This is a genomic window from Leifsonia sp. NPDC056665 (assembly GCF_042791795.1).
GTDB lineage: Bacteria > Actinomycetota > Actinomycetes > Actinomycetales > Microbacteriaceae > Leifsonia.
This window is the reverse complement of record NZ_JBHTXK010000031.1, coordinates 1-19798: the sequence shown is the minus strand read 5'-3', so window position 1 is coordinate 19798 and position 19798 is coordinate 1. Positions and strand designations below refer to the sequence as shown.

General features: G+C 69.8%; 20 protein-coding genes. 10 read left to right on the top strand and 10 right to left on the bottom strand.

Translation table 11 applies throughout. From position 1 onward, the window contains the following. Positions 1–191: 191 nt before the first annotated feature. From esaA to ACFQ9V_RS19075, 3 genes are all read right to left on the bottom strand, one after another. Positions 192–1997: a type VII secretion protein EsaA gene (esaA, locus tag ACFQ9V_RS19085; protein WP_382460694.1), complete on the bottom strand. Its 1806-nt coding sequence runs from the start codon at positions 1995–1997 to the stop codon at positions 192–194. A gap of 350 nt (positions 1998–2347) precedes the next feature. Next, positions 2348–3457 (bottom strand): hypothetical protein, encoded by a 1110-nt coding sequence (locus ACFQ9V_RS19080; RefSeq protein ID WP_382460693.1) that lies wholly within the window; start codon positions 3455–3457, stop codon positions 2348–2350. Between the two features lie 101 nt (positions 3458–3558). Continuing rightward, positions 3559–3975, bottom strand: a complete 417-nt coding sequence (locus ACFQ9V_RS19075; protein ID WP_382460692.1) for a VOC family protein — start codon at positions 3973–3975, stop codon at positions 3559–3561. A 32-nt stretch (positions 3976–4007) separates the two neighbouring features. On the opposite strand from ACFQ9V_RS19075, the gene ACFQ9V_RS19070 reads away from it, so the two are divergent. After that, entirely contained in the window at positions 4008–4343 is a 336-nt protein-coding gene (locus ACFQ9V_RS19070; protein ID WP_382460691.1) for a DMT family transporter, read from the top strand. Between the two features lie 16 nt (positions 4344–4359). Here the strand turns inward: ACFQ9V_RS19070 and ACFQ9V_RS19065 are convergent, their stop codons facing one another. From ACFQ9V_RS19065 to ACFQ9V_RS19040, 6 genes are read right to left on the bottom strand one after another with little or no spacing between them, the layout of a single operon-like run. Continuing rightward, positions 4360–4584 carry a hypothetical protein gene (locus ACFQ9V_RS19065; RefSeq protein WP_382460690.1) on the bottom strand — a complete coding sequence of 75 codons (225 nt, stop codon included), beginning with the start codon at positions 4582–4584 and terminating at the stop codon, positions 4360–4362. Position 4585: 1 nt separating this feature from the next. Further along, complete coding sequence (locus ACFQ9V_RS19060) at positions 4586–5134, bottom strand: DUF2781 domain-containing protein (protein ID WP_382460689.1); 549 nt, start codon at positions 5132–5134, stop codon at positions 4586–4588. 10 nt (positions 5135–5144) lie between these two features. Further along, complete coding sequence (locus ACFQ9V_RS19055; RefSeq protein ID WP_382460688.1) at positions 5145–6665, bottom strand: hypothetical protein; 1521 nt, start codon at positions 6663–6665, stop codon at positions 5145–5147. Positions 6666–6702: 37 nt separating this feature from the next. Further along, a complete protein-coding gene (locus ACFQ9V_RS19050; RefSeq protein ID WP_382460687.1) occupies positions 6703–7281 on the bottom strand; it encodes a GNAT family N-acetyltransferase in 579 nt (192 codons plus the stop codon). A gap of 35 nt (positions 7282–7316) precedes the next feature. Then, a complete protein-coding gene (locus ACFQ9V_RS19045) occupies positions 7317–8009 on the bottom strand; it encodes a uracil-DNA glycosylase (protein ID WP_382460714.1) in 693 nt (230 codons plus the stop codon). A gap of 8 nt (positions 8010–8017) precedes the next feature. Further along, positions 8018–8539 (bottom strand): phosphoribosyltransferase, encoded by a 522-nt coding sequence (locus ACFQ9V_RS19040; protein ID WP_370056636.1) that lies wholly within the window; start codon positions 8537–8539, stop codon positions 8018–8020. Positions 8540–8581: 42 nt separating this feature from the next. On the opposite strand from ACFQ9V_RS19040, the gene ACFQ9V_RS19035 reads away from it, so the two are divergent. Both ACFQ9V_RS19035 and ACFQ9V_RS19030 read left to right on the top strand, forming a co-directional pair. Continuing rightward, a complete protein-coding gene (locus ACFQ9V_RS19035) occupies positions 8582–10060 on the top strand; it encodes an MFS transporter (protein WP_382460686.1) in 1479 nt (492 codons plus the stop codon). A gap of 22 nt (positions 10061–10082) precedes the next feature. Further along, entirely contained in the window at positions 10083–10874 is a 792-nt protein-coding gene (locus tag ACFQ9V_RS19030; protein WP_382460685.1) for a nucleotidyltransferase domain-containing protein, read from the top strand. Between the two features lie 85 nt (positions 10875–10959). Here the strand turns inward: ACFQ9V_RS19030 and ACFQ9V_RS19025 are convergent, their stop codons facing one another. After that, on the bottom strand, positions 10960–12282 hold the full coding sequence (locus ACFQ9V_RS19025; protein ID WP_382460684.1) for a bifunctional o-acetylhomoserine/o-acetylserine sulfhydrylase: 1323 nt from the start codon (positions 12280–12282) through the stop codon (positions 10960–10962). A 131-nt stretch (positions 12283–12413) separates the two neighbouring features. Here ACFQ9V_RS19025 and ACFQ9V_RS19020 point away from each other — a divergent pair, with 131 nt between their 5' ends. The 7 genes from ACFQ9V_RS19020 to ACFQ9V_RS18990 all read left to right on the top strand — a co-directional run bounded on the left by ACFQ9V_RS19020 (position 12414) and on the right by ACFQ9V_RS18990 (position 19742). Next, positions 12414–13190, top strand: coding sequence for an SDR family oxidoreductase (locus tag ACFQ9V_RS19020; RefSeq protein ID WP_382460683.1), 777 nt, complete (start codon positions 12414–12416; stop codon positions 13188–13190). 2 nt (positions 13191–13192) lie between these two features. Further along, positions 13193–13909, top strand: coding sequence for a potassium channel family protein (locus ACFQ9V_RS19015; RefSeq protein ID WP_382460682.1), 717 nt, complete (start codon positions 13193–13195; stop codon positions 13907–13909). A gap of 68 nt (positions 13910–13977) precedes the next feature. Continuing rightward, on the top strand, positions 13978–15183 hold the full coding sequence (locus tag ACFQ9V_RS19010; protein ID WP_382460681.1) for a homoserine O-acetyltransferase: 1206 nt from the start codon (positions 13978–13980) through the stop codon (positions 15181–15183). Between the two features lie 16 nt (positions 15184–15199). Then, a complete protein-coding gene (locus ACFQ9V_RS19005; protein ID WP_382460680.1) occupies positions 15200–16366 on the top strand; it encodes a sensor histidine kinase in 1167 nt (388 codons plus the stop codon). Next, the gene (locus ACFQ9V_RS19000) at positions 16363–17652 is read left to right on the top strand and encodes a hypothetical protein (RefSeq protein ID WP_382460679.1); all 1290 of its coding nucleotides are present in this window, start codon (positions 16363–16365) and stop codon (positions 17650–17652) included. The genes ACFQ9V_RS19005 and ACFQ9V_RS19000 overlap by 4 nt, the downstream gene beginning before the upstream one ends. Positions 17653–17702: 50 nt before the next feature. Further along, the gene (locus tag ACFQ9V_RS18995) at positions 17703–18356 is read left to right on the top strand and encodes a response regulator transcription factor (RefSeq protein ID WP_345836675.1); all 654 of its coding nucleotides are present in this window, start codon (positions 17703–17705) and stop codon (positions 18354–18356) included. Positions 18357–18461: 105 nt separating this feature from the next. Continuing rightward, positions 18462–19742: an MFS transporter gene (locus ACFQ9V_RS18990; RefSeq protein WP_382460678.1), complete on the top strand. Its 1281-nt coding sequence runs from the start codon at positions 18462–18464 to the stop codon at positions 19740–19742. Positions 19743–19798 lie beyond the last annotated feature (56 nt).

Here is a 19798-nt window from a genome sequence, read left to right as displayed (position 1 = left end):
TACGTATGAAGACACTCGCCCCGCAGCTTGAGGTGCAGCACGACGCGATCCGCGAGAGTGGGGTGACGCGCTACTTGACGGGCGCCACACTTTCAAGGCACCACCGCGCCCGCGCGGTCGCCCCATAGATACTCACGCTCCCAGCACCACCGACGGATTCTCGATCGTGCCGCAGGTAGCGCCGATTGACCTCAGCCGTTCTTCTTCACGCGGAACCCGCGGCTGAGCACGGCGACCAGCACGCCCGCGAGCAAGCCGCAGGCGAAGACGATGAGCCATTTCGGGTCGAAGGCGGTCGGGACGACGGTCCGTTGCGCAGAGATATCCTTGGCGGCGATCGGGGCGGAGAAGAAGTCGTGGAGCTTGCCGGTGTCGACACCCTGCGTTCTCGTGTTGGCCAGCACAGTTGAGAAGTTCTGGTAGTACTGCTGGTTCTTGCCCAGGCCGGTGCTTCCCGTGGACAGCAGGCCGTTGACCCCGTTGCGCACGGTCTCGGAGCGGGTGAACGTGGTGAGGGCGCTGCTCAGGAGCGAGTCGAACTGGGAACGGTTGTCGGGGACGGCCAGCTTGCCGCTGGCGATCCTGCTGTCGGTCTCTGCCGTCTGGTTCACCAGGTCGGCGATGCTCCTGTGCAGGCCGTCGCTGTTGTCGATGTACAGCCCGAGGGCGTCAGGGTCGTAGTCGGCCCAGTCTGTGACGTCGAGACCGCCGACCGCGCTCGCCGTGAGCGCGGAGCCCTTGATGGTCGCGAGCATGTCGGCGTACCACGCGTCGAGGTCCTTCAGATTCGAGTCGAAGTTCGGGGCGGGCAGATTGTCCGCACGCAGGGAGTCCCTCGCGTTCTTCAGGGCTCCGATGTCCGCCTTCAAGGTCTGCAGTACCGCCGGATCGATGGTCGGGACAGCAGGGTCGCCGGGATCGGTCGGCTCGGTCGGATCGGTCGGCTCGCCTGGCTCAGTCGGCTCGGCCAGGGGCTCCAGGATCGCGACGAGGGTCTCAAGGTTCGCGATGCTGGCAGTGAGGGAGGTTCGAATGATGAGGACAGTGGACTGGAGCTCGTTGACGGGTCCGGTGTATGCCGTGGAGTAGTCGGCGATCGCCTGCCGCAACGACAGGAGCTGTCCGGCGAGGTGCGGCGGAACCGTGCCCTCCGGATTCGTGCAGGGCTCCGCGTCCTCGGCGGCATCCACCCCGCTCAGCGTGCACAACGTGCTCGTTCTCAACGCGTCGAACTGGCTGCTGTAGAAGTCCCGATCGGAGGCAGCCTGATCGGTGATCCGGGTGTTGCTGTTGGTCGCGTTGATGTGGGCGATCTCCTGCTGCCGGCTGGCGTACTCGTCGATCTCGGGCAGCTTCGCCCAGAAGGTCTCGCTGGTCCGGGCGAGCGTGTCGGTGACCGACTCTGTGAAGGAGTTCTGGGCGTCGATCGTTGCGGCGTTGACGTCTTTGAGGCCGGTGGCGTTCGAGACGAAGTTCTCGAAACTCGGCTTCGTCACCGAGAAAGGTTGCTCCACGTCCGACGTCAGGGCTGCGATGAGCGCCTCCTGGTTGCCCAGGGCGGCGTGCATGTAGCTGTCGGCTTCCGCGATGTTGTCGGCGACAGAGGCGTAGTACATCGTGACGACGCTCTGATTGAATCCGTGCACGATGTCGACGACCTTGCTCTTCAGGACGCGATCCGACTGCTCGTCCAGCTGGGGCCTCAGCTTGTACTCGACGGTCGCCTTCGTCGGATCGAGGTCTTGGAGGGTCAGGATGTCGTGCGAGAACGACTGAGGAAGGTAGATGACCGCGTCGACGGACCCGTCCTTGTAGGCCTTCTCGGCGATCGGCCGCGAGAGCACCGTCCAGTTGTACTCCGAGTCCTTCGAGACCCGGTCGACGAAGTTCGCGCCGAACGCGTACGCCTTCGCGTTGAACTCGGAGGCGAGATCCTCGTTGACCAGCGCCACGGTGGGGTTGAACACCGCGGCACGCTGGGAGATGTCGTTGTTCACGACCAGGAACCCGCCGGCCAATGCCGCCAGCAGTAGGGTCGCTGAAGCGAAACGGGCAATCTGCGACCGTCGGTTTGCGCCACGAGACAGGCGTGCCATACGAAATCTCCTTGAGCGGATAAATTTCTGCAAAAGGGATATCGAAACTCCCCCATAGAGATATCGTAGTGCACTTGCGCCTGACCGACGCCGGACATGGACGTGGCCGGGAGCCCTGCTCCCGGCCACGATTTGTGCCATCGGCCTCACTCGGCCGACCCGCCACGCGGGCCGTCCGACGATGTCGTCGACCGTCAGCCTAGGACGGCGTCGAACACGGCGGCATGATCCGCAGCAGACTCATAGGGGACTCAGGACAGGTTCGCGATGACCTCGGGCGCGAGCTGCTCGAGCACCGCAGGAGACGCGCCGGAGAGCTGCACCCAGCTGTTCTTCACCTTCACGTCCAGGTATGAGACCGGGTCACCCGGACCGCCCGGCATCGCGAGCCGGAACGTCGAGAGGACGGCGTCGTCGCCGAGCCCCGAGACGGCCTGCACATCGCTCGTGCCCGGCACGGGCGTGCGCTTCCTGTCGTCGTAGTAGCTCGCACCCCCCGGCAGCACGGCGATGGCGACGCCGGTCTTGCCGTTCTCGTCGCTGAAGTCCGACCAGTAGGCGCCGCTGAGCTGTGCGGAGGCGAGCCGGGCGGTCGTGTACTCGCCGCCCTCGGACTTCGGCGAGTGCACCGAGGAGACCCCGAGGGCTGCGGCGATGCGTTCCAGCGGGAGGAAACCGTCCGACGAGGTGACCCCGCGCAGGCTCCCGCCCGCCGGCTGCCACAACGGAGCGGGCGCTCCCAGACGGCGGACGACCGCGGTCGCGCCGTCGAAGACCGCGCGGACGGCCGCCTGGTCGAGCGTTGTGCGATCGGGGAGCATCACAGTGCCGATCACCTGGTAGTCGCCCACAATCGCGCCGAACGCGCAACTCGTGGGGGTCGAGCCGGCATAGAGCGGGCAGCCGAAGTAGTGGTCGCCGTCGACCGTCACTCCCCCGATGTTCGCGAAGACGCCGAAGCTGTCGTTCGCACCGAGAGTCGGCAGCACTCCGACGAACACGTCAGGGGCGAGCCAGGTCGAACCGGCCGCAAGCTCGCCGCGGTACTCGCAGGTCAGCGCCCCAGCTCGCAGGTCCGCGTACAGCACCGGGTTAGGGGTGTCGGGCGCCCACTCCCGAGGTTGCACTCCTGCGCCGGCTGCTGCCTTCGCGGACGCGGCCGGGAGGAGGTCGTCGCACGTCGTCGCCACCCGCAGGGTCGGCGCTGAGGCGACGGTCGCCGTCGGGGTGGGCGTGCTGGACGGGACGGTCGAGGGCGGCGCGGCCGGGCTCGGCGCGGCGCACGACGTGAGCACCGTGACCACGAGGAGCGCCGCCCCTGCTGCGCGCAGCGCAACGTTCGCGCGAAGAACCATCTTCATCGAATCCCCCGACTCGTCCACTGGGCACCGCCTGGCCAGGCGCCACGTGATCGAATCCTAGGGCCGCCGGGGAGGCCGCCTCACCGTGCATGCCCGAATCGTTATACGCCGTCCTCGCCGAGCTCCTGGAACACCGTCACCTGGAGGTCGGCCGGCGTCGCCAGCCGGGAGTTCAGCGAGTTCCACGGCGTCACCGTCGGCGGTGCGATCAGCTCGGCCCCGGCCTCCACGAGGCGGGCGGTGACCGTGCGGCCGTCCTCCACTTCGAAGGCCAGCCGGATGCGCGGCGCCACCGGGCGGCCGACCTCCACGTCGTCGATCATGGCCTTCTGCGCCGGGTTCGCGAGCTCCAGGGTCGCACGGCCGGCGTCGAGGATCGCGACCCGCGCGCCACCGTCTCCGGAGTAGCTCTCCTGCTCCGGCAGCCCGAGAACGTCGCGGAAGAACGCGAGCGCCTCGTCGTAGTCCTCCGCCTCCACCACGATGCGCAACTGCCGCACCGGCGCTGTGTCGTCCATCCGTTGTCCTCCCCGATCGCTACCGTGGTGCCGTGCTGGGTTACATCTTCCTCGCCATCGCGATCGCGACCGAGGTCATCGCGACCACCTTCCTGAAGTTCACGTCGGGCGACAATCCCAAGTGGTGGGCGTTCGCGATCGTCGTGGTCGGTTACGTCGCCTCGTTCGTCGCGTTGTCCCAGTCGCTGTCGCGCGGCGTGCCGCTCGGGGTCGCCTACGCGATCTGGTCCGCCGTCGGAGTCGCCGTGATCGCGGTGATCGCCTGGGTGTTCTTCAAGGAGTCGCTGACCTGGGTACAGATCCTCGGGCTGGTGCTGCTGATCGGCGGCGTCGGCCTGCTGGAACTCGGCGGCCGGCACCCGGCCTGAGCCGTAGAGCCTGGCCTCAGCCGACGAACGCCGCGAGCGCGTCGTCGATGGTGCGCGCGGGCGACACCCACGCGAAGATCGCGCCCGGCCCGTCCGGGAGGTAGGCGCCGTCCGCGCTGCGCGTGACGCTGCCCAGGGGCCTCCCGCGGCCGGGCTCGGCGTCCTCGTCCTCGTAGGAGTGGTCGTAGACCGTGAACACGTCGCCGTCCTCGTAGACGGACAGGTCTTCCAGCAGCGGCATCTCAGAACCTCCTGGTGAACGGCATGGGCTTGCGCATCCGGATGAGCAGCAGCAACGGCACCAGCACGTACGGTCCGTTGTACAGCAGGAAGACGACCGGGTTCGGGGTGCGCTCCCCTACCGGTCCGAAGAACTCGACGCCGAAGATCGGGATGGCGGTCAGGCTGATGATCATGGTCGCGTAGATCACGCAGAACAGCTGGATCCAGTTGAAGCCTTTGACCAGGCACACGATCAGCAGGATGTAGAACGGCAGGTAGACGAACGCGCTCGTGCCGGTGATGAACCGCAGCCACAGCGCCTCGTGCTGGTACAGCGGGTCGTACTGCGACGAGTACGTGTAGTTCCACTGCGCGAGGATGTTGGTCGTCGTCGCGGTCTGCGGGATCCCGAGCGTCGGGATGGCGTCGCTGATGACGCAGGTCAGGCTGAACAGCGAGAACATCACGACGAAGAAGATGTCGACAGGGCGTCTGCGCAGCGGGAGGTTCGCGGGCGTCGCCGGGGCGGCGGAGGCGACCTCGCCGGGGTGCGGGGTGGCGGTGGTCACGAACGCGAGCCTAGCGCCGTGGCCAGGGCTGGCGCAGGAGGCGACGCGCCTCCCGTCTCAGTCGACCACTGCCGCGCTGGAGCACGTCGAGGGCACGGTAACGGAGCGTCCGCGGGTTGAATGGCACCTCCAGCAGCCCGGGCTCGGTCGCCGCCATGAGCTCGCGCAGGAGGACGGTGCCCTCGGGACCGATGTCGTCCGCGGGCACGCCGAGCAGCGTCCCGAGCAGGCGGCGGTTGCTGAACGGCGTGAAGACCTCCTGGGCGATGTCCCACTCGAGCTGACTCTGCGCCTGCCACGAGCCGCAGCGATGCTCCCAGTAGAAGAGCACGTCCAGCCCGATCCCCGACTGCTCGGCCACGGGAGCCGCTGCGTCGAACCAGCGCTCGACCGCCGCCGCGACGAAGGGGATCTCCGCCCAGCCCGGCTGCAGGGCGAGGACCTGCGCAGCCGTCGCCGTGGGCGGCCGCTCCCCACCCTTCCAGTAGTAGTTTCGGGCGACCTCGCTGGCGTTGCCTTTGAGCGCCACCGCGTCGGCGGGATGGCCGTCGAGGATCCCCTTGGCGATGATCCCCCAGTCGTCGTAGTGCGCGAGCGGAGAGTTGGCGGTGTAGACCTCGCGCCAGGCGGCGTTGGGAACGCGGCGGCAGTCGACCAGGTGGTGGGCGAGCCCCAGCCGCCGGGCGAGGCGTGACGGGATGGCGACGTCCGCGGACCGGGCGCTGAGATGCCGGTAGAGCAGGGTGTAAACGTGGAGCCGGCGACGGAGCTCGGGTGGAGTCGCGGCGAGCACGGTCCGGGAGTCGTACCCGGCCGTCAGCGGCAGGCTGAGCGGGAAGCGGAGTGCTGCGCCGGCGATCGAGGCGGACAGCTGGGCGGCCGCGCGCGACACTGCCTCCGCCCGGGTGGTCGCGGGGACGGGACCGCATGGCCAGACGCGTTCCTGCCTTCGGGCGTTCACGTTGAGGCGGTGGTTGGGCAGCAGGCGCTCGACCCCTGCGAACAACGTGGTGTCGCCAGGAAGGAAAGCCTCCCGATCGGATCGGCCGTACGGCGAGCCCCAGAACTGGTCGGCGCGGCCACCGTCGGTCAGGGGCTCGACCTGGGCGAGGAGGTACGACTGCGACGCGGCGTGGAACTCGTCACCCGTCCACATGTATTCGACAGTGCGCGTTCCGGTCGCGTCCGTGTGAACGACGATGTCGTCGCCCGAGAAGACGAACAGCGCGAACCTGCCGGACAGCCGATCGAGCGTGTCCTGCTCGGCACCGCTCTCCCAGTCCTCCGCGATGCCGGCGAGGACGGCGGCGTCGTCGCGTTCCGGATGGTCGGGGTCGATGGCGAAGCCGAGCAGCACGAGGGTCCGAGCCGCGCCCTCGTGGACCGTCAGCGCGAGGCCGGGGTGGGCATAGACGTTGTGGGCGCCGATAACGCGGTGACTCCAGCCCGGGAGGGCGGCCGAGCGCGGCGTGACGAGGAACTGGCGTCGAAAGCGGAGTAGGTGGTCTGCCTGGGCGCTGTCCTTATGCACCCGTGCAATCTAGCATTGCAATTTCAGATGACGCTGCCTACTTGAGCGATTTCTGCATCAGCACCGTCCCCAGCCAGCGCTCGAACTTGTAGCCCACGCGGCCCATGCGGCCGATCTCCGTGAAGCCGAAGTTCTCGTGCATCTTGATCGAGGCCTCCGCGCCCTTGTCGGCGATGACCGCGATCATCTCCTTCAGGCCGGCGGCCTTCGAGCGGTCGATCAGCTCCTGCATCAGGATGGGGCCGAGGCCCTTGCCGGTGGAGGCCGCGCCCAGGTAGATCGAGTTCTCGACCGTGAAGCGGTAGGCGCGTTTCTGCTTCCACGGCGAGACGAGCGCGTAGCCGAGGATCTGCCCGGTCGGCGACTCGGCGACGATGAACGGCATCCCGAGCTTCTTCAGGTAGGCGAACTTGCTCTTCCACTCCTTCAGCGTCATGGCGTCCTCGTCGAACGTCACGGTGCTATTGGCGACGTAGTGGTTGTAGATCTCGCGCACGTCGGGCAGGTCTTCTGGGCGCGCCTCGCGGAGGCTGTACTCGAACGGCGTCTCGGACGGCTCCGTCTTGCGCAGGTGTCGCGGCAGGACCCGGCGTGTCTCGTATTCCTCTTCCAGCACCGTTCCAGGGTACGTCGTCGCGCGTTTCGCCCGCGTTACGGTTCCAGCGACCAGTCCACCGGCTTCTCCCCCGCCCCCTCCAGCAGCGCGTTCGCCCGGGAGAACGGCCGCGAGCCGAAGAAGCCGCGGGAGGCGGAGAGCGGGCTCGGGTGCGGGGACTCGATGACCGGGTTGCCGCCGAGCATCGGCTTCAGCGTGGAGGCGTCCCTCCCCCAGAGGATGCTGACGAACGGCCGGCCGCGCGCGACGAGGGCGCGGATCGCGTGCTCCGTGACGGCCTCCCAGCCCTTGCCGCGGTGGGAGGCCGGCTCCCCAGGGCGCACCGTGAGCACCCGGTTGAGCAGCATCACGCCGTTCCCCGCCCAGGCGCTCAGGTCGCCGTGCTGCGGCGGCGCGACGCCGAGGTCGTCGCGGAGCTCGCGGTAGATGTTCTGGAGGCTGCGCGGGATCGGCCGCACGTGACGCTCCACTGCGAAGGACAGGCCGATCGGGTGGCCGGGCGTCGGGTACGGGTCCTGGCCCACGATCAGTACGCGCACGTCGGCGTAGGGCGCGCGGAACGCCCGCAGCACGTTGTCGCCGGCGGGCAGGTAGGGCCTCCCCGCCGCGACCTCGGCGCGCAGGAAGTCGCCCATCCCGGCGATGCGGTCGGCGACCGGGGCGAGCGCCTGCGCCCAGCCGGGGTCCATCGAGCCGTCGGCGGCGAGCTCGGCCAGCGCCTTCGCCATCACGCTGCTCAGTGCGTGGAGGCCGTGACCGGCGGCAGCGCCGACCACGGGAAGGTGATCCACCTGTCGGTGCGGCGCCAGACGAAGTCGGGCTCCAGCACCGTGCGCGGCTTCGAGTACAGGCACACCGTGCGCACGTCGGCGCCGGAGGCCGCGATCAGGTCGACGACCATCGCGAGCGTTCGGCCGGAGTCGGAGACATCGTCCACGAGCAGCACGCGCTTGGACTCCAGAGCGGACGAGTCGAGCATCGGCGGCAGCACGACCGGCTCGGGCAGCCGGGTGTCGACGCCGGTGTAGAACTCGACGTTGAGGGCGCCGCAGGCCTTGATGCCGAGGGCGTAGGAGATGGCGCCGGCGAGCAGGAGGCCGCCGCGTGCGATGGCCACGACCAGGTCGGGCTCGAAGCCGGATTCGACCACCTCGCCGGCCAGGTGACGGGCCGCGTCGCCGAACTCGAGCCAGCCCAGGACCTCCCGCTCCGTCTCTTCGAGAACGTCTGCACCTGAATCGTCGAGTTCACTGGCCACGCCTCTACCGTACAAGGCTGCGCCAGGTGTTAGCATCCGCGCATGACATCGGAGAAGACGGTCGCCCAGCGTCGGGCGGCCACCGCGATCGGCGCGACCGCCGCGCTGATCGGCTGGCTCGCACTGGTCGAGCTCACCAGCGGCATCCTGCAGGGCTACTACGTGCCGCTGATCTCCGACATCGTCAAGCATCTGGGCATCCACGACGCCGACTACAACTGGTTCGAGGCCGCCCAGCTCCTGCTCTCCGCGCTCGTGGTGCCGGTGCTCGCGAAGCTCGGCGACATGTTCGGGCACAAGCGGATCCTGCTGGTCGCGACCGTGCTCACCGCTCTGTCGAGCTGGGCGCTCGCGTTCTCGCACGACTTCACGACCTACCTCATCGCCTTCGCGCTGCAGGGCTTCTACGTGGTCTGGCTGCCGCTGGAGATCGCGCTCATCTTCGACCGCGGCCGGCGCACCGACACCGCCGCGTCGCGCACCCGGCGGGCGGCCGGCCTGCTCGTGGTGGCCCTGGAGTTCGGCGCCATCGTCGGCGCGATCGGCGCCGGGCTGCTGTTCGAGGCGTTCGGCCAGAATGTGACCACCACGCTGATGGTGCCGGCAGCCGCGGTCACGCTCGTGTTCTTCGCGATCCTGTTCGGCGTCCCCGAGTCGGAGCCGGTCCGCGGCCGGAGACTGGACGGCGTCGGGTTCATCCTCCTGACGCTCGCGCTGCTGCTCATCACCTCGGGCCTGACGTTCCTGCGGATCAACGGGGTCGGCACCTGGTGGGTCTGGGCGCTGATCGTCCTCGGCGTGCTCGCCTTCATCCCGTTCGGACGCTGGGAGCTGAAGCAGAAGGACCCGGCCATCGACCTGCGCGTTCTGCGGCAGCCGAACATGTGGCCGGTGCAGCTCACCGCCGGCCTCATCGGGATCAGCCTCCTCGGCGCGCAGGCCCCGCTCAGCACGTACGCCGGGACCGACCCGGTCAACGGGTACGGCCTGGGGCTCAGCGCCGGGCAGCGCAGCATCCTGATCGGCGCCTACCTCATCTCGATGATCGTCGGCGCGGTGCTCTTCCCTGTGGTGTCGTCGTGGCTGAGCCCGCGCGTGACGCTCATCGGCGCGTCGTTCCTGGTGGCCATCGGGTACCTGCTGTTCCTGCCGTTCCACCTGGAGACCTGGCAGGTGTTCACCAACATGGCGATCGCGGGCATCGGCTCCGGCGCGCTGGTCGGCGCGCTTCCCGCCGCCGCAGCCGCAGCCGCCCCGCGCGGGCAGACCGGCGTCGCCACCGCGATGACGAACACGACCAAGACGATCGGCGGCTCGTTCGCCTCCGCCGTCTTCGGGGTCGTGCTGCTCACGGGAGCGGCGACCGTGACCGCCACGGCCGCGAGCCTGTTCGGCTACATGCTGGTCTGGACCATCTGCGGACTCGGCGCCCTGGTGGCGGCGGTGCTGCTGTTCTTCGTGCCGCGCCTGGCGTTCGCCGACGCGGAGACGGCCATCGTCGCGGAGGCGACGATCGGCTAGGGTTCGCGAACGAGGGGGACTAATGGACGCTCAACTACCGCCGCAGGTCGGCGAGGCACTCACCCTGTTCCTGCTTGAACAGCGCCGCCGCGCGCCGGGCCTGGTCAGCCGCGCGGTCGTGACCGGCTCCGCCGCGACCGGCGACTGGTACGACGGAATGAGCGACATCGACGTGGTGTTCGTCGTCACGCGCGACCCGGTCGACGATCTGCCGGCCCTCGCCACCCTCCACGCGGAGTCGTCGCCGCACATCGACGGCGTCTACCTCACCGAGTCGGAGATCGCGCGCGGGCCCGACCAGGTGGAGACCGCGCCGCAAGTGGTGGAAGGCGTCCTCGTCAGCGCGTTGGCCGGTGGCCAGCTGAACTGGGCGACCTGGCTGGAGCTGGAGGACGGCGTGCAAGGCGTCGTGGACGGCGGCGACGTGATCTGGACGCCGACCGCCGACCGCCACCCGGACACCGCGTCGCGGGTGGGGGCACGCTCGCGCAGCGACCTCATCGACTTCTGGGGGCCGGTCGGCGACAGCGCCGAGGCCGAGCTCGCCGACCGCGAGCCGGGCGACCCTGTGCGCTCGGAGACCGTCCGCTGGCTCGCGCTCAGCCCGATCCGGCTGGTGGAGACGATGGAGTCGGGGCGAATCCTGTCGAAGACCGAGGCCGCCCGCAGCGCCGCAGCGCGCTGGCCCGAGCACGCCGAGCTGCTCGACCGCGCCATCCGCGACCGCGCCGGCGACCACCAGACCTTCGTCACCGCCGACGCCCGGGAGGCCATCGCCCTCCTCCGCGCCTGCGTCTCCCTCGCCCGCACCTGAGCAGACGACCGAGGGGCACGTCGTTGTCACTTTTCCGCGAGAAAAGTGACAACAACGTGCCCCTCGGCGTTAGTGGGCGTGCGGGTTAGACGCGGGCGGCGTCGGCGACGGCGCGGGCGGCGGCGAGGCCGGCCGACAGGTCGGCCTTCAGGTCGTCGATGTTCTCCAGGCCGACGGAGAGGCGGACCAGGCCCGGCGTCACGCCCGCGGTGAGCTGCTGCTCCGGGGTGAGCTGGGAGTGCGTGGTCGAGGCCGGGTGGATGACCAGGCTGCGCACGTCGCCGATGTTGGCGAGGTGGCTGAACAGCTTCAGGCTGTCGACGAGGGCCGCGCCCGCGTCAACGCCGCCCTTGAGCTCGAACGAGAGCACCGCGCCCACGCCCTTCGGGGCGTACCGGTTGGCCGCGGCGTACCACGGGCTGGTCGGCAGGCCGGAGTAGTTCACCGTGGCCACGTCCGGGTGGGCCTCCAGGAACTCCGCGATCTCCTGCGCGTTCTGGGTGTGCCGCTCGACGCGCAGCGAGAGCGTCTCGATGCCCTGGATGAGCTGCCATGCGCTGGCCGGCGCGATCGCCGCGCCGAAGTCGCGGAGGAGCTGGACGCGGGCCTTGATGATGTAGGCGAGGCCGTCGCCGACCGCGGCCGTGTAGACGGCGCCGTGGTACGACGGGTCCGGCTGGGTCAGGCCGGGGAACTTCTCGGCGTTCTTCGACCACTCGAAGCTTCCGCCGTCCACGACGACACCGCCGATGACCGTGCCGTGGCCGCCGAGGAACTTGGTGGCCGAGTGCACGATGATGTCCGCGCCGTGCTCGAACGGGCGGATCAGGTACGGGGTCGCGATCGTGTTGTCCACGATCAGCGGGACGCCGGACTCGTGCGCCACCTCGGCGACGAGCTCGATGTCGAGGATGTTGATCTTCGGGTTGCCGATGGTCTCCGCGAAGAACAGCTTGGTGTTCGGGCGGACCGCGCGGCGCCACTCCTCGGCGTCGTCCTGGTTCTCCACGAACGTCGTCTCGATGCCGAGCTTCGCGAGCGTGTACTTGAACAGGTTGTAGGTGCCGCCGTAGATCGAGCTGGACGACACGATGTGGTCGCCGGCCTGCGCGATGTTCAGGACCGCGAAGGTCTCCGCCGCCTGGCCCGACGCGACGAGGAGGGCGCCGGTGCCTCCTTCGAGCGCGGCGACGCGCTCCTCGACGACCGCCTGGGTCGGGTTCTGGATGCGCGTGTAGATGTTGCCGAACTCGGCGAGCGCGAACAGGTTCTTGGCGTGCTGGGCGTTGTTGAAGACGTAGGAGGTCGTCTGGTAGATCGGGGTCGCGCGCGCGTTGGTCACGGGGTCCGGCGCGGCGCCGCTGTGGATCTGCTTGGTCTCGAACTGCCAGTCGGCGGCGTCGGTCATGGCTTGAGCTCCTTGTTCGGGTGGTGGCCTGCGGGTGGGTGGCACCGTTCGGTGGTCGCTCACACGCTAGACTCGCGGCCGCGCGTGGGCAACGTGCCCGAAACATGCCGTAACCCGTGAGAATAGGCAGCATGAGCAACAGACGTGTGGTCGTGACGGGAGCGAGTTCGGGGATCGGTGCGGCGACGGTCCGCCTGTTCCGCGAGCGGGGCTGGGAGGTCGTCGGCGTCGCGCGCCGGCAGGAGCGCCTGGACGAGCTCGCGGCCGAGACCGGCGCCGAGGTGTTCGCGGCCGATCTGACCCGTCAGGAGGACGTGGACGCGCTGCGCGACCACCTCGCCGCGACCGGCCCGATCCATGCCCTCGTCAACAACGCGGGCGGCGCGAAGGGGCTCGACTCGGTGGAGGCCTCAAGCGTGGACGACTGGGTCTGGATGTACGAGATCAACGTCATCGGCACCAAGCGCGTGATCAGCGCGCTGCTCCCGCTGCTGCGCGACGGCGCCCGGGAGACCGGGCACGCCGACATCCTCAACCTGACCTCCATCGCCGGCCTCAACGCCTACGTGGGCGGCGGAGGGTACAACGCGGCGAAGTTCGCCGAGCACGCGCTCACCGAGGTGCTGCGACTGGAGCTGAACGGCGAGCCCATCCGGGTCGTGGAGGTCGCGCCAGGCATGGTCGCGACCGAGGAGTTCTCACTGGTCCGCTTCGACGGCGACCGGGCCCGCCGCGACGCCGTCTACGAGGACGTGCCGGAGCCGCTGACCGCGGAGGACGTCGCAGGGACGATCGTGCACGCGCTGGAGCTGCCGCGGCATGTGGACCTCGACCTGATCGTGGTGAAGCCGGTGGCGCAGGCGGCCTCCTACCGGTTCACCAAGGGCGAGCTTAAGGTCAAGGACTGACGATGGCGGACGACGCGAGGCGCAGGCGCTGGGAGTCGGCTACGGTGTGGCCGGGCGTCGTCGCGAGCGTCGTCTTCCTGGTCGCGTACTCGTGGACGGTGCTCGACCCGCAGATGGGCCGGCTGCTCTACGGGACGCTCATCTCGCTGCTCGCACTGATCTGGGTGGCGTTCCTGGTCGACTACGTGGTGCGCTTCAGCCTCGCGGACGACAAACGCCGGTTCGTGCAGCACAACGTGATCGACCTGCTGTCCGTGCTGATCCCGGTCGCCCGGCCGTTCCGGCTGATCGGCGATCTGTTCCGCATCCCGAGCCTGCGCGGCGGGAGCGGGAGCCACCTGCGCAGGCGCATCATCATCATCGCCGGCACCTTCGTCCTGATGTTCATCTACGTCATCTCGCTCGCGGTCTACCAGGTCGAGCGCTACGCCCCGGGATCCAACATCCACTCGTTCGGCGACTCGATCTGGTGGGCGTGCGTGACGATGGCGACCGTCGGCTACGGCGACTACTACCCGGTCACGGTGACCGGGCGCATGCTGGCGATCGTGCTCATGATCGGCGGCATCGCGATCGTCGGCACCGCGAGCGCCACGATCGTCAACTACCTCAACGAGCAGACGCAGCAGGCCAGGGATCGCCGGGCGCGGGAGCACGAGCGGGCGGACGGGCCGCGGCCCGTGGAGGACCCCGACCCGCACCGCCGCGACGACGGCTGACGTCGTCTCGGTGCCCTCGCGCCGTAACACTGCACCGCACCCTCCCCCACTCGGGAAGAATGGGGCGCATGGAGTGGCAGACCTCGGCGGACACGGCACCCTCGAGCTTCATCACGGAGGCTCAGGCGCGGTCGCTGCTCGGCAAGCCCGCGGCGAGCGGCGCGTGGAAGGAGTCCGACCCGGCCGGGGCGCGATCGTTCGCCGGGATCGGCGCGTTCGCGTTCGAGAGCGGCGAGAGCCTCCCGTTCGTCCGGGTCGCCTACGAGACCTGGGGAGAGCTGTCCGAGGCGCGCGACAACGCGGTGCTCGTGCTGCACGCCCTGACCGGCGACAGCCACGCCGTCGGCGCCAACGGCCCAGGGCACCCCACCGCGGGCTGGTGGCAGGGCATCATCGGGCCGGGCAAGGCGATCGACACCGACCGCTGGTTCGTCGTCGCGCCGAACATGCTGGGCGGCTGCCAAGGGACCACCGGCCCCGCCTCGATCGCGCCGGACGGCGCCGAGTGGGGGCCGCGCTTCCCGTTCACGACCATCCGCGACCAGGTGAACGCGCAGGCCGCCTTCTCCGACGCCATCGGCGTCGACCGCTGGGCCGCTGTCGTCGGCGGCTCGATGGGCGGCATGCAGGCGCTGGAGTGGGCCGTGACGTTCCCGGAGCGCGTCGAGCGGCTCGCGGTCATCGCCGCTCCCCCGCACTCCACCGCCGACCAGATCGCGCTCAACTCGGTGCAGATCGAGGCGGTTCGCACCGACCCGCTGTTCCACGGCGGCTACTACTACGACGAGAAGGACGGCGAGGGCCCGCACCGCGGCCTCGCGCTCGCCCGCCGGATGGCGCTGCTCAACTACCGCAGCCCGTCCGAGCTGAACGAGCGGTTCGAGCGCGCCTGGCAGAGCGGGATCAGCCCGCTCGGCGGCGGCGGCCGGTTCGCCGTGGAGTCGTACCTCGACTTCCACGGCAACAAGTTCACCCGGCGTTTCGACGCCAACAGCTACCTGACCCTTGTCGAGGCGATGAATTCGCACGATGTCGGCCGCGGTCGCGGCGGACTCGCGGCCGCGCTCTCACGCGTGAGATCCCGCACCCTGGTGGTCGGCATCGACAGCGACCGGCTCTTCCCGCTGGAGGGACAGCAGCTCATCGCCTCCCACCTCCCGGAGACGATCGACGGTAGGCTGCCGGTGGTGATCCGCTCCGACTTCGGTCATGACGGATTCCTGATCGAGGACGATGCCGTCAGCGACCAGCTCAGGAGGCTGTTCGCGGCGTAGAGGGGAACGGAGGGGCATGTCGCGCATCCAGAAGGAGCGTGATCGGCTGCTCGCCACCACCGCCCGCACCGTCGGCCTCACCGCCACGGCGACGACGCTGCTCACCCTGAGCGTTCCCGGCACCATCCCGCTGCCCCTCTACTTCGCGTCGCTCGTCCTGCTGGCCTGCATGGCCGTCGCCCAGTTCCAGCTCGCCGCGCTCAACCGCCTCACCACCTGGATGTGCGTGACGGCGGTCGCGGGGCTCGGGCTCATCGTCCTGCACCTGCTCCCCCGCGACCAGCTCGGTCCGTCCGCCGTCACCACGATCGGCGTCGTCGGCGCGGTCGGCATCGCCAGCGTCTCTGTGGTCGCGCCGACCTCTCGCACCCGCACGCTGCTGGCCGCGGTGGCCGGCGCTGCGACCATCGGGGCCACGGTGACCACACTGCTGGCCACCGGGTCGCGGCTCGTCGAGGTCCTGATCTTCATCGCGGCCGGCTGGGTCGCCCTGGCCGCGACCGGCATCTGGCTGTCGCGGGCGGTGCCGCGCAGCCTGAAGCGCATCTCCACCATGAGCCGCGCCTACCGGGTGGAGCGCCAGGCCAGCGAGACGGAGGCGCGCCGCCGCCAGGGCGCGCGCCTGCTGCACGACACCGTGCTCGCCACGCTCACCCTGCTGGCCCACTCCGGTGTCGGCGTCGGCGTCGGCGCGCTGCGGGAGCAGGCCGCGGAGGACGCGGCGCTGCTCCGCCAACTCCGGCTCGGCTTCACCCCCGACCCGTCCCGTTCCGGCGACTACCTGCTGAAGCCCGTGGAGGAGTCCACCCTCGGCAATACGCTCGAGTCGGTCAAGCAGCGCTTCCGCCGGATGGGGCTGGAGGTCAACTGGCACGGCGCCGGCCAGGTGCTGCTGCCCAGCGACGTGCTCGACTCGTTCCTGCTGGCGCTCGGCGAGTGCCTGGAGAACGTGCGCAGGCACTCCGGGGTCCTCGAGGCGCACGTGACCATCACCGACGACGAGACCACCGTGCGCGCGATGGTCACCGACGCGGGCAAGGGCTTCGACGTCGCGAGCATCGAGGAGGGCAGGCTCGGCTTCACCGAGTCGATCGTGGCCCGGCTGCGCGACGTCGGCGGCAACGCCCGGCTGTTCTCGTCGCCCGGCAGCGGGACCACCGTGGTGCTGGAGGTGCCGAAGTGATCAGGAACGATCGCACCATCCCGATCTCCCGGGGGATCCTGGGCGGCCGCGTGCCCGGCGCGCCGAAGCCCGGCACGTCCGGCACCGCCAAGCTGGCGGCCGCGTCGCTCCCGCGCGGCCGGCAGGAGCGCGACGCCCTGGGGCGGGCGCGGCTGGACCTCGGCTTCAATGTCGCCTCCATCGCGCTGATCGCCTTCCTGCTCGCGATCATGGTCATCACGGCGCCGTACTATCCGGCCCTGCCGTTCAGCATCGCCGCATGGGCCGTGCTGATCGCCACCCTGGTCACCGCGCTCATCCTCCGCTTCCGGCTGCCCGACGTGCTGCCGGACTGGCTGTTCGGCGTCGCGCTCGTGCTGTGGGCGGCGGTCGTGGTGCTCGACGTCCTCGGCACGGCGTCCCCGACGGACTGGCTCCCGCTCACCGCGGCGGCCTCGGTCGGGCCGGCGCTGCTGCTGTGCGTGCCGGTGCGGCCGGCGCGCGACATCCTCGTCGCGACGGCGGTGCTCGGGGTGGCGCTGGCCGTCGTCCTGCTGCTGCGGTCGTTCCACGACATCCAGATGCTCGGGCCCGGGATCGCGACCGTCGCGATCGCGGTGGCCCCTCCCCTCGTCGGCGTCGAGATCGTCCGCTCGCTCAGCACCCTGGTCCAGCTCGAGCTGGACCTCGTGCAGGCGCAGAGCACGGTGTCCTCCCCCGGCTACGCGGTCGGGATGATGGCCTCGGAGGAGCTCGCCAGGCTCGACCTCGCGGCCGAGCGGCTGCTCGACGGCGTCGCGACCGGCCGCACCGCCCTCCCGCTCGACGAGTCGACAGCGGACCAGGCGGCGTCGATCGCCACCGAGCTGCGCCTGCACCTGATCCAGGGCCGCAAGGAGACGTGGCTGTACCACGCTGTCACGGAGTCCGCGCTGCTCGGCCCGACGGTCACCCTCAGCGACCCGGACGGCCTCGCCGCCGGACTCACCCGCGACCAGCGCGACGGCCTCCTCACCGCGGTCTGGCTGATCATCAGCGACCCGGTACGCTCCGGCGCCGGCCAGACCCGCAGCCTCAGCCTCGACATCGTGCGCGCCGCCGGGCCGCAGGTCGCGGCCGGGTCGGCCGTTGCCACCGGTGCCACAATGGGCATCGTGATCACGACCACCGGTGTGCCGCGAAACGGGGTAGACCCTGCGGCGTGGCAAGCTATCCGTAAGGTGGGGCGTCACGCCGAGTCGTTCAGCGACTCTGCGTTGCGGATCGAGATCACCACCGTGAGCGACACGACGGCCGAACTGACCTGACCCAGCCGGCCAACCAGGAAGACCGGTCACACCGGAAGAAAGGGCTGCTCATGAGCGAGACTCCCCCCATCAGAATCGCCATCGTCGACGATCACAAGATGCTCCTCGGCGCACTCACCGAGTGGATCAGGGGTGCTGCCGACGACATCAGCATGGTCGCGGCCGTCGCGAGCTGGCCGGAGCTGCTGACGCACCCGGAGTTCCCGGTGGACGTCGTGCTGCTCGACCTCGACCTCAAAGACAACATCCCGATCTCGCTGAAGCTGTCGACGCTGAAGACGACGGGCGTGCGCACCGTGCTGATGAGCACCTACTCCGAGCCGGCCGTCGTGCGCGAGGCGCTGGCCGCCGGCGCCCTCGGCTACCTCGTCAAGAGCGAGGACGCCGAGATGATCGTGGAGGCCATCCGCGCCGCGAGCAAGGGCGAGTCCTTCATCTCCGCCGAGCTCGACCTGGCGCTCAACGCGGGCGAGCTGGGCGGCGCGCCCAAGCTGAGCGCGCAGGAGCGCCGGGTGATGGCGCTGTACGGCGCGGGCGAGCCGGTGAAGGCCGTGGCCTTCCAGCTCGGCATCTCCGACGAGACCGCGAAGAGCTACCTCAAGCGCATCCGCGAGAAGTACCGCGTGGCCGGCTACGACGTCGGCACGAAGGTCGCCCTCCGCAAGCGGGCCATCCAGGACGGCATCCTCCTCCAGAACGACTGACGCGCGCCGTCATCCATCTGACAGGACACGCCGCCTCGCGCCACGCGCAGGCGGCGTGTCCTGTCAGTTCGTTTGGCCGTCGAAACGATTCGATAGACTGTCACGGTGAACCCGGTTATCGACGGGCCGACGACGTTGTCGCCGGCCCGTACTCGTCTTGCGCTCCTCGCGCTCGCCCTCGGCGGCTTCGGCATCGGCTCGACCGAATTCGTCGCCATGGGCCTGCTGCCGAACATCGCCCACGACCTCCTGCCCCAGCTCTACGCGGCCTCCCCGACGGCCGCCAACGCACAGGCCGGCTGGATCATCTCGGCCTACGCGCTCGGCGTCGTCGTCGGGGCGCCGACCATCGCCGCGGTGGCCGCACGCTGGCCGCGCAAGAAGCTGCTGCTCTGGCTGCTCGTCGCCTTCACTGTCGGCACGATCGCGTCGGCGCTCGCCCCGACCTTCCAGCTCGTGCTCGTCGCCCGGTTCCTCTCCGCGCTGCCGCACGGCGCGTACTTCGGCATCGCCTCCCTCGTCGCCGCGTCGCTGATGGGGCCGGGCAAGCGCGGCCAGGGCGTCGCGTTCGTGCTCTCCGGGCTCACCATCGCGAACGTCATCGGCGTCCCGTTCATCACCTGGATCGGGCAGCAGCACGGCTGGCGCATCGCCTACATCGTGGTCGCCGCGATCTTCGCCCTCACGTTCGCCGCCGTCGCCCTCCTCGTGCCGTGGCAGGCGGGCGACCCGAGGGCCACGCTGCGCAACGAGCTGAGGGCCTTCACCCGCCTCCAGGTCTGGCTGGCGCTGCTCATCGGCGCGATCGGCTTCGGCGGCTTCTTCGCGGTCTACACGTACGTGGCGCCGATGGTCACGACGGTCACCGGCCTGCAGGCGTCGGCGGTCCCGCTGGTCCTGATCCTGATCGGCATCGGGATGACCATCGGCAACCTCCTGGGCGGACGGATGGCCGACCGCAGCGTCGAACGCGGGATGCTGGTGTTCTTCGCGATCATGCTCGCCGGGCTGGCCGCGCTGTTCTTCACGGCGTGGAGCCTGACCGGGCTCCTGATCTCGGTCTTCGTCATCGCCGCGGCCGCCTCCGCGTTGTCGCCGATGATCCAGACCCGCCTGATGGACGTCGCCCACGACAGCCAGTCGATCGCGGCGGCGCTCAACCACTCGGCGCTCAACATCGCGAACGCCTCCGGCGCCTTCCTCGGCGGCCTGACCATCGCGGCCGGTTTCGGCTACCTGTCGCCGATCGTCGTCGGCGCCATCCTCGCGGTCGCGGGCATCGTGCTCGCGCTGGTGTCGTTCGGCATCGACCACTCGCGCGCCCGCCGCGGGGTAGACACCGGGGTCGTGCACGCCCAGCGCCCCGACCCCGTCCCCATCGACTGACCGGCTCCGCTGAGGGGCACGTAAACGCCCCTAAAACCGCGTTTTAGGGGCGGTTA